The sequence below is a fragment of the Haliscomenobacter sp. genome (genome assembly GCF_965225875.1).
GTDB lineage: Bacteria > Bacteroidota > Bacteroidia > Chitinophagales > Saprospiraceae > Haliscomenobacter.
In genome coordinates, this window is sequence record NZ_CBDDBS010000002.1 from 3,423,438 (window position 1) to 3,438,657 (window position 15,220).

Sequence of the window (15,220 nt, forward strand, 5' to 3'; positions counted from 1 at the left end):
ATACTGGTGAAATGGTAAATCAGTTAGCCATTCCCTTTCCTAAAACCGAATCCGATACTCCGTACTCAACTTGATAAATGGCCCATCGCCCCATTTGACATCGGTCAGGTATTCGGTTTGGTTGATCCCCGTTCGGAGCCTGCGCATGATCCCATAACCCGGTTCCAGGGTGATGCAGAAGTTTTTGCTGAGGTAATAATCCAGGTACAAGGAGATTTGGTTGTCGTCGATGCGCAGGAATTGACCATTGGGAAGCCGGTAACTGCTGGTTGGTGCCCGGAAAGTAGCCCCGGCGTACCATTTTTTGCTCCATTGGTGTTCAAAAGTTAAACGACCAGGTAGCGTGCCGAAAAGGTAGTTTTTTTCATCGATGCGCCAATCCGTTCCCAACAAGGGTACAACAAACAGGCCAAAAAATTCCCCACTGGTATACACCCCGAAGCGAAACTTTTGGGTCGGTTTTCGGGCATAGGTCGCCAAAGTAACTCCTCCAAACTGGAAGGTATTTTCCCCAAACAATTTTTCACCATTCCAGCGCACCATCGGGATTAAGGTAAGCGACCATTTGGATTGTTGAATCGGCAACATTAAAGCGACCGGAAACGAAAAGCCCTCTACAGCCGGATAAACTTCCTCTGGATTGTTCAGATCGAGTTCCCAGCGCTCGTAGGTAGGGCTCAGGATCAGGTACGAATTTTCTTTGAGCTTGATCGGCAAATCACTGCCAGCCCAGAGGTGTTTGAAAGGTGTTGCTTCGCCTTTGGGGCTATTAAAAGCATCCATGTAACGGACCTGGAAGGGGTCGATGTAGGGCTGAGCTTCCAGGGGGGGCAGCAATCCAGCAACAAACAGGCAGAGTAGCCAAATGTGCATAGCCGCCTTATTGATGCGTTGTTTCCAGCGTGCCCAGGTGATGAGGATTCGATTCAGGGCACCCATCCAAAATGGGCTTTTGACCATGTCTTGATCCTGGCCTTCTGTGTCGTCGGTGCTGTGGGCACCGTACATATCCGTCATGATCTTTTCGACTGATTTTTCCACCATGCCCCGGAATGGAATCCTGGCCATCAGGCCATACACCGCAGCATTACCCTTGGCAGTTGCGCCAGGGTGCGCATTGGCATAGGTGTAAGCAGCCTGCAAGTCTTGCAGGTACTGATCAATGACCTCCACGTTAGTTGGTAGTACGGTGAGGTGAATACAGTTCGGAAATTGTTGGCGTTCGACCATCCATCCTCGGTCTTCAAGTTGATCAGCGATGACAAAAATATCCGGATTGTTCTCATTGGTGGTGTAAGAAATGAGGTTCATACAAGGCTTGCCCACTACGTGGATACCCGGCATTGCCTCCAGGCCACGGTGCAGTTTTTCTACCCCGGCCATCAGTTTTTTTGCCAGCGCGAGGTAACCATTTTCACCCAAATGTTTCAAGCCTGCCCAGGCTGCGGCAATTGGCCCGCCCGCCCGCGTCCCCAGGAGGGTTGGAGAAATGTAAATCCCACCGGGATAGTCGGTAGTGACCACAAACTGATGCCGCAAATAGTCCATATTACGATAGCTCACAACCGAAGCCCCTTTGGCACCGAAGCCAAATTTGTGTACATCCGCTGAAATGGAAGTCACCCCTGCAACCCGATAATCCCAGGCGGGAATAGAGTAGCCCAATTTTTCCAGCCAGGGCAACATAAATCCACCCACACAGGCATCCACGTGGAAGGGCAAACGATGCTTGACCGCAATATTCGCAATGGCTTCGATTGGGTCCAAAACGCCGTTGGGATAACTGGGCGCAGAAGCAACCAACAGGATGGTATTTTGGGTGATGAGTTTTTCAACCTCTGCGGGGATGACGCTGCGGGACTCGTCCACGGGCGCTTTACGCAACTGCAAGCCAAAAAGCACCGCCGCTTTATCAAAAGCTGGGTGGATGGTTACGGGGACCACTACTTCAGGTTGGGTAATCTGGGGGTGTATTTTTTTGGCGCGTTGGCGGTAACAAAACATCGCCAGCAGGATACTTTCGGTGCCTCCGGTGGTCATCACGCCCACGGCAGCCTCACCACCATGCAATAAGTTCGTGGTCATGTGCACAACCTCTTGCTCCATGTGGTGCAAGCTTTTAAAGGCCAGCGGATTGAGGTAATTGCCACTGAACAATTCGCTGCTGGCGGCCTTTAGCAATTGATCGTGGGTTTCATCAACGTAATAAACCAGACTCCAGGCTTTGCCTTCTTTCCAGGCAACGTCCTCTGTCTTCATCCTATCGATTTGTTGCAGGATGGCCTCGGGTTTTTCCCCCTCTGGCGGAATGGCTATAGGCAAATGATTTTTTTTCATGACGCGAGCATTTGCCGGGCTGATCTGTTGCGCTGTACCACGAACAACAAGATCAATCCGATGGTGAACCATACTCCCAATGCCATGATGGAGTTGCGCATACTGCCCGTCAGGTTATCGAGGTAACCAAACATAATCAAACCACACATCATGGCCAGTTTTTCACAGACATCGTAAAAGCTGAAGTATCCGGCGTTGTTTTCAGTTTCCGGAATCATCTTGGCGTAGGTGGAGCGGGAAAGGGATTGAATGCCCCCCATGACCAAACCAATGAAGAAAGCAGCAATGTAAAAATGCAAGGGAGTGATGATGAAATAGCTGCCGATACAAATCAAAATCCACAAAAATACCGCAATGATCAAGGCGGGGATATTGCCCAGTTTTTTAGAAATCCAGGCAAAAAGAAAAGCCCCACCCAATCCCAGGTATTCCAGCAAGAGCACCGTGATGATGAGTTGAGTCAAACCGAGGTGCACTTCCTTTTCCCCAAAAGAAGAGGCCATAAACATCACGGTTTGTACCCCCATGATGTAAAAGAAAAAGCTGAACAAAAAGGTGCGGAGCTTTTGGAATGTTTTTAGCTGGTTCCATACTTTCAAAAGCTCTTTATAACCATTCAGGAAGCTATGACCCGTTGATTTGGGCGCATAAAGCCCGGCGGGCAAGACATGCAGAGGAATTTGGGCAAAACCCAGCCACCAAATCCCCGTGAACAGGAAAGATAAACGGGGCAACAAGGTATCATCCGTAACCCCCAGCGCTTTTTGGTTCAGGATAAAAGCAAGGTTGAGCAGGAGTAGGGTGGTTGCGCCAAGGTAACCGAATGCATAACCCCGGGCGCTCACCTTGTCCTGCTGGTCTTCGGTAGCAATGGCCGGCAAGTAGGAGTTGTAAAAAACAATACTGCCGGAATAGCCAACCGTTGCCAACAACATGCCAGCTAGGGCCAAATGCACCATTGATGCCTTGCTGAAAAAAAACAGCAGCATACATCCAATGGAACCCAGGTAACAGAAAAACCGCATGTACGCCCGGTGATTGCCACTGTAATCGGACATGGAGGAAAGCAAGGGAGAAATCAGGGCGACCAGCCCAAAGGCAATGCCGAGATTGATGGAATAAGCAGCGGTGTTTTCGATGCTGAATCCCCAAACATCAAGCTTTGAAGTGCCGTTGGCACTGGTTATGGTGTTGTAAAAGGCTGGAAAGATGGCAGAGACGATCACCAAGGCATAAGCGGAGTTGGCCCAATCGTACATGGCCCATGCATTGATGGTCTTGGGATCGTTTTTGACCACCCTATTGGATGAGGAGTGGATAGCCATATTGAATCATTTAAGGACTGAATAGTAAGCAGAAGTATCGCTTAATAAGTTAGTGAAAGCTTAGTAGACCTGTTCAGGCCTTAATCACTTGATCCAATGATATTCGTCAAAGAAGAAAAATTAGGGCAGGACTGCAAATGTTGCAATTGGTATATTGTGTTGTTTATCAGTAGAATTTATTGGAATGGCTTGTAAAATTGGGTAAAAAAGACTAATTTAAACCAGCAATTTGAAATAAGCTTAGAGACAAGCAGATTTATAGAGTTCATTAACACTAAAACCCAAGTACCATGTCTTTTCTTAACCTAGATCCAGACGTCAACCATGACGAAACATTTTTCGATGAATTTGAACAAGGCCTATTAGAAAACCAGACTGGGGAACATATCACCGATCCCGACCCTGTCGACCCACGCATCCATAAAACGAAAAACCACGAGCGAATCCCCAATGTATTGGTCCTGGATACCCAGCCCTGCACCATTTTTAACCCATCCAAAACCTGGAAAACCAATACATCAGAATACTGCTTCCCGCTCAATTTGGAAGCAACAGCAGCACTGGTAAAACTAGCCGAAGCGGAGAATAAAAAAATACGAGCGATTGGGCAACGGCATTCTTTCTCTCAAACCTGCTTAACGGATGGCGCCTTGATAGATTTGTGCAAAGCCCATCCTTATAATCCTAAAGACCACAATAACACCATTGGGAAACTTGACCAATCCGCTTTGTCCTTGCTCAAAGACACCGTGGAGGTAGGAAGTTATTTTGATGTGCCCGGAGGGATGCAGATTTTTATGGTCAACAAAATCCTCTGCCCCAAGGATGAGCGGGATATCGCTCATTTTGGCAAACGCCGCCTGTTCAATATGGGCGGTGGCGATGTACAGTCTTTTGCGGGGGCTTTTTCTACCGGGACGCATGGTTCGGGCGGGAAATACAGCGCGTATCACGATATGGTTCGCTCTATTCTTTTGGTGGCTAGTGGCGGAAAAATCTACCGGATCGAACCCAGTGATGGCATCACCGACCCGAATAAGCATGCTCAGTTTTACGCCGGCCCTCAAACCCATCCTGAAGTTGAATTAATCCAGGATGATGCTCAATTCTACGCTACCCTGGTGAGCTTTGGTTGTTTTGGCATCATCTATTCCGCCATCATCGAAACCAGGCCGATGTGTTTTTTAAACAAGGAGATCAAGTACCAATCGGGAGGATGGAGCTCCACGGTGGTCAAAACCACAATCAATGACCTCATGAGCAGCCTGAATGATCAGGAGGAAATCTTTCACTACCTGTATTTTAATCCTTACCCCGTTGGGAAAAACGAGCACCCTTCCTACCTGACCAAATCCCTGAGCCTGGTAGATACTAAAGACGTTGTTGGCAATGATGAAAGCGTTCAAAAGTGGCCAACATCTTTCACCCGACTGCCTTGGGTGGGCGATGTAGTTGCTTTTTTGGCCAACCATCGTTCTACACCACCCCGTAGGCTCATTGAAGCAGTCCTCAAAACACAAAGAAAAGACAACGGCAGGCAAGATGTTGCTTACAAAATTTGGAATGCGGGAACAAGTGGTCGCTTGATGACCATTGGTACGGGTATTGAATTTGCCTTTCCAGCGAATAAAGTCACCGAAATCATCAAATTGCTCATCGGGCACTTGAATCAGTTAGAGAAGAAAAGCCCTGGCTACTACGTAAATGGACCGATCGCGGTACGTTTTGTAAGGTCATCCCGTGCTTTTATGGCCCCCAATTGTGCCAAATTTAAAAACAAGGAACACGATTGGTGGTGTTTTATCGAGATTGTTCGGGTAAACAGCTGCGACCCGGAGGATGATCAAAAAGAATTGGAGCTCTACGCCCATTTACAAAAGATGCTCATGCTGAAGGGCGGCAGGCCACACTGGGGACTCAACGTTCAGTTTCCTTTTACGCTTGAGTACTTGCGATCGATTTATCCGGATATGGACAAGTGGATTGAGGTCAAGGAGTTTTTTGATCCCAAGCGGACTTTTGAGAGCCGTTTTATTGCATCTTGGTTGAGGTAGGGAAGTGGGTTGGAGTACGTAGCCCAGTGCACCTACGCGGGGTGTTAAAAACAACATGGGCATCCTTTCAGCAAATGAGAGAATGCCCATGTTGATCTTCAAAACTCGCAATTCCCTACGATATCGCCCTAGTCAACACCTCCTGCATATTCCCCACATAATGGAATTTCAATCCAGTGATGTAGTCCGCATTGATGTCCTCCACGTGCCGGCGGTTTTCCTTGCACAGGATGATTTCCTTCATACCCGCCCGTTTAGCCGCCAGGATTTTTTCCTTGATACCACCTACTGGTAATACCTTGCCGCGCAAGGTGATCTCGCCCGTCATGGCCAGGTAAGGCCGTACGGGTTTGCCTGTGAATACGGATGCCAGTGCCGTCAGCATGGTCACGCCTGCGGAGGGGCCGTCTTTGGGGATGGCGCCTTCGGGAATGTGTACGTGGACGTCGCTTTTTTCCAGTTTTTCGGTATCCACACCCAATTCATCCGCGTGGGCTTTGATGAAACTCATGGCGGTAGTCGCCGATTCTTTCATCACTTCGCCCAGGTTGCCCGTTAGGATCATGCGCCCGGTGCCTTTGCTTACGCTGGATTCCACAAAGAGGATTTCGCCCCCCATTTGGGTCCAGGCCAGGCCTACTGCTACGCCGGGTGAAGGCACTTCCTGGTACATTTCCGGCGAAAAAGGCGTAATACCCAACACGCTGGCCACTTCGGCTTCGTCGATGTTGGCATCAGGCGTTTCGTCCATGGCCACTTGTTTGGCGACGTGGCGCATCAGGGCGGCAATTTGCCGGTTGAGCGAACGTACGCCCGACTCGCGGGTGTATTCCTGCACGATTTTTTTCAGTGCTTTTTTGCCAATTTTAACCTGGCTGGCTTTGAGACCATGCTCTTTCAACTGATCCGGGATCAGGTGGCGTTTGGCAATTTCTACCTTTTCTTCCATCGAATAACCACCAATTTCGATGATTTCCATGCGGTCGAGCAGGGGCGCCTGAATGGTACTCAGGCTATTGGCGGTGGCAATGAACAAGACCTTGCTCAGGTCGTAGTCCACTTCCAGGTAATTGTCGTGAAAATGGTCGTTTTGAGCGGGGTCCAGCACTTCGAGCAATGCCGAGCTGGGGTCGCCCCGAAAATCACGGCCTACTTTATCGATCTCATCCAGCAAAAATACTGGATTGCCACTCCCCGCTTTTTTCATCGATTGAATGATGCGGCCAGGCAAGGCGCCGATGTAGGTTTTGCGGTGACCACGGATTTCACTTTCGTCGTGCAAACCACCGAGCGACATCTGTACAAACTCCCGATCCAGTGCCGTAGCAATCGAGCGCCCCAGGGAGGTTTTTCCCACCCCCGGAGGGCCTACCAAACACAAGATTGGCGCTTTCATATCACCCTTGAGCTTGAGTACGGCCAGGTGTTCGAGGATCCGTTCTTTGACTTTTTCGAGGCCAAAATGGTCGTGATCGAGCACTTTTTTCACCCGTTTCAGGTCAAAATTGTCCTCGGAGAATTGCTGCCAGGGCAGGTCGATCATCAACTCCAGGTAGTTCAACTGGATGGAGTATTCAGCTACCTGCGGATTCATACGCCGCAACTTGGTCAGTTCCCGATCGAAGTGTTTGGCCGCAGCTTCCGACCAAACCTTGGTTTTTGCACGTGCCTCCAGGGTGTTGACTTCCTCTTCCTGCGGGTTTTGTCCCAGCTCTTCCTGGATGGTTTTGAGCTGTTGGCTGAGGAAATAGTCGCGTTGTTGTTTTTCCAGATCGCCGCGTACGCGGGTCTCGATTTTATCTTTCAACTCCAGCAATTGGAGTTGGGTGCTCATTTCGTGGATGACCAGGGCAGCCTTTTGGCCAAGATCGTGGTATTCCAGGATTTGCTGCTTCACCTCTACCTTGGAATTCATGTTGGAAGAGATGAAATTGAGCAAAAAGGAATTGTCCTGGATGCTGCGCAGCATGGCGATGGCCTCCTGCGGGATGTTGGGGGAAAGCTCCACAATCCGTTGCGACAGATCCATGATGGTGGAAATCTGTGCTTCAAACTCCAGGGTATCGATGTTTTCTGGATGGGGTAATACCCGAATCGAGCCTTCCATAAAAGGGCTTTCCTGGAGCATATTGCCCAACTCAAAGCGCTTTTGCCCCCGCAGAATCGCTGTCGTAGTGCCATCCGGCATGCGCAGGATCTTGATGATTTGCGCCACCGTACCAATTTGGTACAAGTCTTCAGCTCCAGGGTTTTCTACCTTTACATCACGTTGGGACAATACCCCGATTAATTTGCTGGACTCATAAGCTTCATTGATGGCGCGAATGGATTTGTCCCGCCCAACTGTAATTGGAATGACTACTCCGGGGAATAGTACCGTATTTTTAAGTGCCAATATCGGCAAATGGCCTGGGTATTGATCGTCGGCAATGGTATCCTGGCCCTCGTCCATGGAAAGCATGGGGAGGAAATCACTGTCGTCGTCTAGTTCTCGGTTAACCAATAGCGCGTCGAACATAAATTTTTTTAATGATAAGTGAGGAATGATGAATGATGAATGGATGAATGATGAACCAGTAAAACCAATTCATCACTCATCATTCATCACTCATCACTTTCCATGACATTGTTTATACTTCTTCCCACTGCCACAAGGACAGGGGTCGTTGCGCCCAATTTTGGGGTCGCGACGAATTGGTGCTACTTTTTCGCGTGGTGCACTGACCGATTCAGCAGCTTCGCGGCGGCGTTGATCGTCTTCGGAGCGGCTGGTTTGGGTACGGGTGGTTTCCAGGGCGCGTTGTTCCCGGGCTTGCTCCAGGGTTGTACCGTCGGAGAATACCAGGGTACCTTTTGACAGATAGCCAGTCACCAGTTGATTCACTTCCATGAACATGTCCTGGAACAGGTCGTAACCCTTGAGTTTGTATTCCACCAGTGGGTCTTTTTGAGCAAAAGACACGGCTTGTACCGACTCTTTCAGTTCGTCCATGTTACGCAGGTGCTCCTTCCATTTCTCATCGATGATGGCCAGGGTCACCGTACGCTCGATGTCGCGCAAGATGGTTTTGCCTTTGGATTCTACTGCATCTTTCAAATCCGCAGTCACCACATAAGGGTGTGAACTACCATCGGTGAACGGAATCACGATGCGTTTGTAGATGTGACCCTGATTGTGGTACACTTCTTCGATTTGTGGCAACAACAGGTCGATGATCTGATCGGCCTTGCGGTGGTACGCCTCAAAAAACTGGGTGTAGAAGGTATTCACCACATCGTTGACGGGTGCATCGCGGAAGAACGCTGCATCAATCTCGGGATCAATACCCAATTGACTGATGGCTTCACGGCGGAAAGTTTCAAAATTTCCACCCTGGCGATGGATCAGCACCAGGTTTTCAATCATGGATTCAAAACCGGTGTTGAGGTCGACCGAAAGCCGCTCGCCATATAGTGCGTTGTCGCGTTTTTTATAGATGCTTTCCCGTTGTACGTTCATCACGTCGTCGTATTCCAACAGACGTTTACGTACCCCGAAGTGGTTTTCTTCTACTTTTTTCTGTGCTCGTTCAATCGACTTGGTGACCATGCTGTGCTGGATCACGTCGCCTTCTTTGTGGCCCATGCGGTCCATCAAACCTGCGATGCGCTCCGATTGGAACAAACGCATCAGGTTGTCTTCCAAGGACACATAGAACTGAGAGGTACCTGGGTCTCCCTGACGTCCGGCACGACCACGCAACTGGCGGTCTACCCGGCGTGATTCGTGGCGCTCGGTACCAATGATGGCCAAACCACCCGCAGCTTTTACCTCTGCCGAAATTTTGATGTCGGTACCCCGACCCGCCATGTTGGTGGCGATGGTTACCTTACCTGGGCGACCCGCTTCGGCTACAATTTCTGCTTCACGTTGGTGTTGCTTGGCGTTGAGCACGTTGTGGTCGATGTTGCGCATGCGCAGGAGGCGGCTCAGTTTTTCGGAAATGTCCACCGAAGTTGTACCGACCAGTACCGGGCGGCCAGCATTACTAAGTTGGACAATTTCTTCAATGACCGCGTCGTATTTTTCTTTGGCAGATTTGAACACCAGGTCGTCCATGTCCTTACGGGTCATCGGGCGATTGGTGGGAACAACGGTTACCTCCAATTTGTAGATGTCCCACAATTCTTTGGCTTCGGTTTCGGCAGTACCCGTCATACCAGCCAGTTTGTGGTACATGCGGAAAAAGTTCTGGAGCGTGATGGTTGCGTAAGTTTGGGTGATTTCGCCCACTTTTACGTTTTCCTTGGCTTCCAGGGCCTGGTGCAAACCATCGGAATACCGACGGCCTTCCATCATCCGGCCCGTTTGTTCATCCACAATTTTCACCTCGCCATTCATCACCACGTAGTCTTCGTCGGCTTCAAAAATGGTATAGGCTTTCAACAACTGGCTGATGGCGTGCAAACGGCGGGATTTAACCGCAAAATCCTGCGACAATTTGGTTTTGGCTTCCGCTTTTTCCTCTTTGCTCAGTTCGGTATTGCGGTCAATTTCCATCAACTCCGTTGCCAAATCAGGGAGGATGTAAAAGTTGGGATCGGAACTACCCTGAGTCAGGTATTCCACCCCTTTATCGGTCAATTCGACCTGACGGTTTTTTTCGTCGATGGTAAAATACAACTCGGCATCCACCAAATGCATGTGCTTGGATTGCTCCTGCATGTAGTGGTTTTCGGTTTTTTGTAAGTGGACTTTAGCCCCTTCTTCGCCCAGGAATTTGATCAAGGGACGAGATTTAGGCAAAGCGCGGTAGGAGCGCAAGAGCGCCATACCGGATTGACCTTCTTCAACTCCGATTTTACCTTCGTTGTACAACTTGCGGGCCTGGGCCAGATAATCGGTGGCCAGTTTGCGTTGGATGTTGATCAGGCGTTCTACGGCGGGTTTGAGGTCTACGTAATCCTGGTCTTCGGTGGTGTAGCCAACGGGGCCAGAAATGATCAGCGGCGTACGTGCATCGTCGATCAATACGGAGTCCACCTCATCCACAATTGCGTAGTGGTGTTTGGCCTGTACTTTTTCTTCTACGGAGCGGACCATGTTGTCACGCAGGTAGTCGAAGCCAAATTCGTTGTTGGTACCAAAGGTAATGTCACACTGGTAGGCGGCATTGCGCTCTTCCGAGTGGGGCTGGTATTTATCGATACAATCAACGGTCAGGAAAAGGAATTCATAAAGGGGGCCTACCCATTCGCAGTCCCGTCGAGCCAGGTAATCGTTGACGGTCACAATGTGTACGCCTTGACCACCAACGCCGTTTAGGTAAGCGGGCAAAGTTGCCACCAGGGTTTTACCTTCCCCCGTAGCCATTTCCGCAATCTTACCCTCGTGGAGCACCATACCACCTACGAGCTGTACATCGTAGTGAACCATGTCCCAGGTGATGTCCCCTCCGGCAGCAGTCCACTGGTTTTTCCAGGTGGCTTTGTCGCCTTCGATGATGACGTAGCGTTTGCCTTTGGCGGCCAGGTTGCGGTCGTGTTCGGTAGCTGTAACTTCCAGCGTAGGATTTTCTTTAAAACGGCGGGCAGCTTCCCGACAAACGGCAAAAGCCTCGGGTAGTATTTCTTTCAGGACAAGCTCCAATTGTTTGTCCCTATCCTTGATGGCTTCGTCTATTTCATTAAAAAGTTGCTCTTTTTTGATGAGGTCTTCTTCCTCATGGGCTTCATTGCGAAGGCCCTGAATCTCTTCATCGATGGCGCTCAATTGCTGTGCAATGTAGGCCCGAAACTCCAGGGTTTTGTTGCGCAACTCGTCATTGCTGATTTGACGGAGTTGCTCGCCAATATGGTTGATTTGTTCCACAATAGGCGCAAGACTCTTTACATCCCGCTCGTGCTTTGTGCCTCCGAGAATCTTGGTTAGTGCTTTTCCAATAGTGCCAAACATGTTGGGTAATTTGTACGTTAGGAGCTATTTTAAATAGAGCCTATGCTGACTCCAATTAGCTCAAAATTCTCCCAAAGATACGGCGGATTAACGAATGATGGATGGCGAATAATACATGTTGGTAACATCTGGACTAAAAAAGAAGCCTATTTTCCATAAATCATTTGATACAATTTTCGCTTTATCTTTGGGGGTGTTTTTTTTATGCCCAATTTTGTACCAAATTTGCACAAAACTGGGAGCTAAGCCATATTGGCAGAAATGCCGTTTTTTTATCTATAAGAACGATACCATCATGGAAAGAAGTTTGTTTTTGGCCATTTTTTTGCTGCTTGGCAGCTTGTTGTTCACTTGTACCCGCCAAAATGACACCATTGACATCCGCAATTACTATTTTCCGCTGAAAGAACTGGAAGAAGGTATGGTCTACGAATATGCGTTTGTAGGCAATGATACCGTTGCCCCGGATTATTGGTATTACCGCAGTTTGATCCAGGATGGAAAAAAATACCTGACGAGTACTTTGTATCGCCCGGGGGATTTGAGCCCTCAAATTCACGCACGGGAAGTGATGGTCAAAAATGGCATGTTGCTGGAGGAAATCAATTTTTATGAACAGGATACCAGCGGCAAACCGGAACAATTGACGGTACCTGTCAAAATTGTAGCAGGAAATGTGTACCCTTTTTATGTCCACGACCCAGGAGGGGTATTTTTGGTACGCCTGGAATGGACCTGGAAACAAGACACCTTGGATAAAACGGTATTGATCAAAAACCGCCGCTATGCAGGCTCAACCAATATTGAGGTAGAGGGCAAAAAATACGAGGCGATTAAATTTGGACTTAAGGAAGCCGTCGAAATGCATAAAAACGGCATTCTTGCTCCACCGCCTTATCCTGGCGATGAAACCTACGCTAAAGGTATTGGCCGGGTGCACTACCGCAAGTTTGTGGGCGACCTGTCGCTGGAATACAAGCTGGTCAAGCGGTACCCGATGGCGGAGTTGGAGAAGAAGTTTAAGAAGATGCAGTGAAGGTTGAGGCTACCACAAGCGACATTTTTTTAGCACAAAGAACACAAAGGAGAGCACAAAGAGCACAAAGAACTGTCAACGTCTAACTTTGTGCCCTTTGTGCTCTCCTTTGTGTTCTTTGTGCTAAAAATGTTTGTGATCCTTGGTCATGAGATCAACCAATCAACAAGTAATCGTAGTGTACCAGTGCCTTTTTTCCTTTTTGCCCCACATACTTCCGCGCCGTAGCAGAACCATACTGCGCCATACCAATGCCTAACTCCTCGGCGCCACAAAAAATAGCTACAATATCCCCTCTCTCAAAATCTCCCTCGATGGCAGTGACACCTACGGGGAGCAAGCTTGATACCCGTTCCTCAGCGCGAAGCGCCAGTGCAGCCCCATCATTGATGATGATTTTGCCTTTGGGCTCTGCTCCTTGATAAGCCAGGCGTTTTTTAAGATTGGAGGTCTTTTTTTGGCTAGGGAAAAGGGTGTATTCTCCGGTCTGTTCCCAAATGTCGTGTAGGATTTGGTCCTTTTTGCCATTGGCAATGATGGTATGTACACCCAAAACCGCAGCTTTGCGAGCAATGCGATACTTGGTGTTCATGCCGCCCCGCCCAAAAGAAGAGGTAGAAGGCAGGATGAAACGTTGAAATTGGCCATCGTTGGGATCAATTTCCCGAATCAGGCGGCTGTTCGGGTCACTGGGATGTCCGTCGTATATGCCCGCCACATTGCTCAGGATCACCAGCACATCAGCGTTTACTGCTGCGGCCACCAGACCAGCCAGTTCGTCGTTGTCGGTAAACATCAATTCGGTGACCGCCACTGCATCGTTTTCATTGATGATCGGCACAATTTCGTCGCGGAGCAAACCTTGCAGACAAGCCTTCATGTTGAGGTAATGCTCGCGGTCGCGAAAGTCTTCCTTGGTGACGAGTAGTTGGGCGATATGGGTACCTTTTTCCGCAAACAAGTGCTGGTAGATCTGCATCAGGCGGGGTTGCCCCACTGAGGCCCAAACCTGGCGGCGCAAAACGGGATTGACGTGGCTCAGCTGAGGCAAGGTAGAACGCCCCATCGCCACTGCACCAGAAGAAACCAGAATGACTTCAGCACCCTGACTGCGCAGCCAGGCTACTTGCTCCACCAGATGGGCAATGCGTTGTTCATCTGGCCGACTTTGTTCATCGGTCAATACGTTGGAACCTATTTTCACCACAATGCGGTGATAACTTACAGTAGACATGATTTTTTACCAGTTGCGGTATTTATTTGGCGGGACTGCAAAGCAGTAGGGCAAAAATAAATGTTCATTTTTTTATCGCCCCAAAGATAGGTTTTATGCTTGAAGTTCTTCCACCGGTTGGGCCACTGGTTTTTCGTGTGAAGCCTTAATCAAGCGAATAGAAAAGGTGGTGCCTTTGCCTTCTTCCGAACGTTTCACAAAGATTTTGCCAGAGTGGTATTCCTCTACGATGCGTTTGGATAGAGACAAACCCAGGCCCCAGCCGCGTTTTTTGGTGGTATAGCCGGGTTGAAAAACGGTTTTGAACTTGGAGCTTGGAATACCTTTACCCGAATCGGTTACGTCAATGTTGACCATGTGATCTTCCTCCGAAACCTCCACCTGAATACTCCCCTGCCCATCCATGGCATCGAGGGCGTTGCGCAAAAGGTTTTCGATCACCCAATCAAACAAGGGGGGATTGAGGCGTACGTTGAGGGGCGAACTATCGGGATCAGGGAAATTGAATTGTACTTTACGCGAAGCCCGGCGTTGCATATAGGCCCGGCATTTTTCCAATTCCGTGTAAATATTGACCGGCTCCAAAGAAGGAATGGAGCCAATTTTGGAAAAACGTTCTGCGATGAGTTCCAGACGACTGACATCGGTGCGCAGTTCATCCACTATTTCGATAACCTCTTCATCATCTTCCCGAATGGCGCGTAAGTTTTCCAACCAGGCTACGATCCCTGAGATGGGGGTACCCAACTGATGGGCAGTTTCTTTGGCCATGCCGACCCACACCCGGTTTTGTTCACTGCGGCGGGCGGAGCTGAAGTTGACATAACCCAATGCAACAAAAGCAGCAATCAGGATCAATTGGATGAGTGGAAAATAGCGGAGCTGGCGCAGGAGGGTAGATTCCTGATAAAAGATTTTATTGCCAGTGGTATTGCTGACAATGGGTTCGAAACCACTTTTTTGGAGCTTTTGGATGACCTCTTGCAGGTACTTCTTATCAGCATCCTTTTCTTCTCCAAAATTGATGGCATCTACAATTTGAAGCCTTTCATCCGTAATGATGACGGGAATGGTGGTATTGCGCTGTAAAATTTGCAGTTGCAGGGTTACATCTTCAATTTCTTTGTCAGAGTTCAATTGGTCTTGGGCCAGCACAAAATTTTCGACCCGATATTGTTCTCCTTCTGCCAATTGTTTTGACAAATAAGTGGTATAAAAAATCGAGATCAGCAGGATGACCACCCCGGTTCCTGCCATGTAAATTTTCCACCGCGATTTTCGGCTATAAATGTCCATAAA

At 49.0% G+C, this 15,220-nt stretch carries 8 protein-coding genes; 2 read left to right on the plus strand and 6 right to left on the minus strand.

Features of this window, described 5'->3' with window-relative positions; genetic code table 11:
- Positions 1–39: 39 nt before the first annotated feature.
- Together ACO08K_RS16355 and ACO08K_RS16360 are read right to left on the minus strand one after the other, a co-directional pair.
- On the minus strand, positions 40–2,337 hold the full coding sequence (locus ACO08K_RS16355; protein ID WP_421797481.1) for a pyridoxal phosphate-dependent decarboxylase family protein: 2,298 nt from the start codon (positions 2,335–2,337) through the stop codon (positions 40–42).
- Positions 2,334–3,662 carry an MFS transporter gene (locus ACO08K_RS16360; RefSeq protein WP_421797482.1) on the minus strand — a complete coding sequence of 443 codons (1,329 nt, stop codon included), beginning with the start codon at positions 3,660–3,662 and terminating at the stop codon, positions 2,334–2,336. The genes ACO08K_RS16355 and ACO08K_RS16360 overlap by 4 nt, the downstream gene beginning before the upstream one ends.
- Positions 3,663–3,952: 290 nt before the next feature.
- Between ACO08K_RS16360 and ACO08K_RS16365 the strand changes: the two genes are divergently transcribed.
- On the plus strand, positions 3,953–5,716 hold the full coding sequence (locus ACO08K_RS16365; protein WP_421797483.1) for a D-arabinono-1,4-lactone oxidase: 1,764 nt from the start codon (positions 3,953–3,955) through the stop codon (positions 5,714–5,716).
- A 115-nt stretch (positions 5,717–5,831) separates the two neighbouring features.
- On the opposite strand, the gene lon is transcribed toward ACO08K_RS16365, so the two are convergent.
- The gene (gene lon / locus ACO08K_RS16370; protein WP_421797484.1) at positions 5,832–8,234 is read right to left on the minus strand and encodes an endopeptidase La; all 2,403 of its coding nucleotides are present in this window, start codon (positions 8,232–8,234) and stop codon (positions 5,832–5,834) included.
- Positions 8,235–8,327: 93 nt separating this feature from the next.
- Positions 8,328–11,651 carry a preprotein translocase subunit SecA gene (secA, locus tag ACO08K_RS16375; RefSeq protein ID WP_421797485.1) on the minus strand — a complete coding sequence of 1,108 codons (3,324 nt, stop codon included), beginning with the start codon at positions 11,649–11,651 and terminating at the stop codon, positions 8,328–8,330.
- A gap of 295 nt (positions 11,652–11,946) precedes the next feature.
- Here secA and ACO08K_RS16380 point away from each other — a divergent pair, with 295 nt between their 5' ends.
- A complete protein-coding gene (locus tag ACO08K_RS16380) occupies positions 11,947–12,687 on the plus strand; it encodes a hypothetical protein (RefSeq protein WP_421797486.1) in 741 nt (246 codons plus the stop codon).
- Positions 12,688–12,841: 154 nt separating this feature from the next.
- On the opposite strand, the gene proB is transcribed toward ACO08K_RS16380, so the two are convergent.
- Complete coding sequence (proB, locus tag ACO08K_RS16385) at positions 12,842–13,921, minus strand: glutamate 5-kinase (protein WP_421797487.1); 1,080 nt, start codon at positions 13,919–13,921, stop codon at positions 12,842–12,844.
- Between the two features lie 93 nt (positions 13,922–14,014).
- Positions 14,015–15,217, minus strand: a complete 1,203-nt coding sequence (locus ACO08K_RS16390; RefSeq protein WP_421797488.1) for a sensor histidine kinase — start codon at positions 15,215–15,217, stop codon at positions 14,015–14,017.
- Between the last annotated feature and the right edge of the window lie 3 nt (positions 15,218–15,220).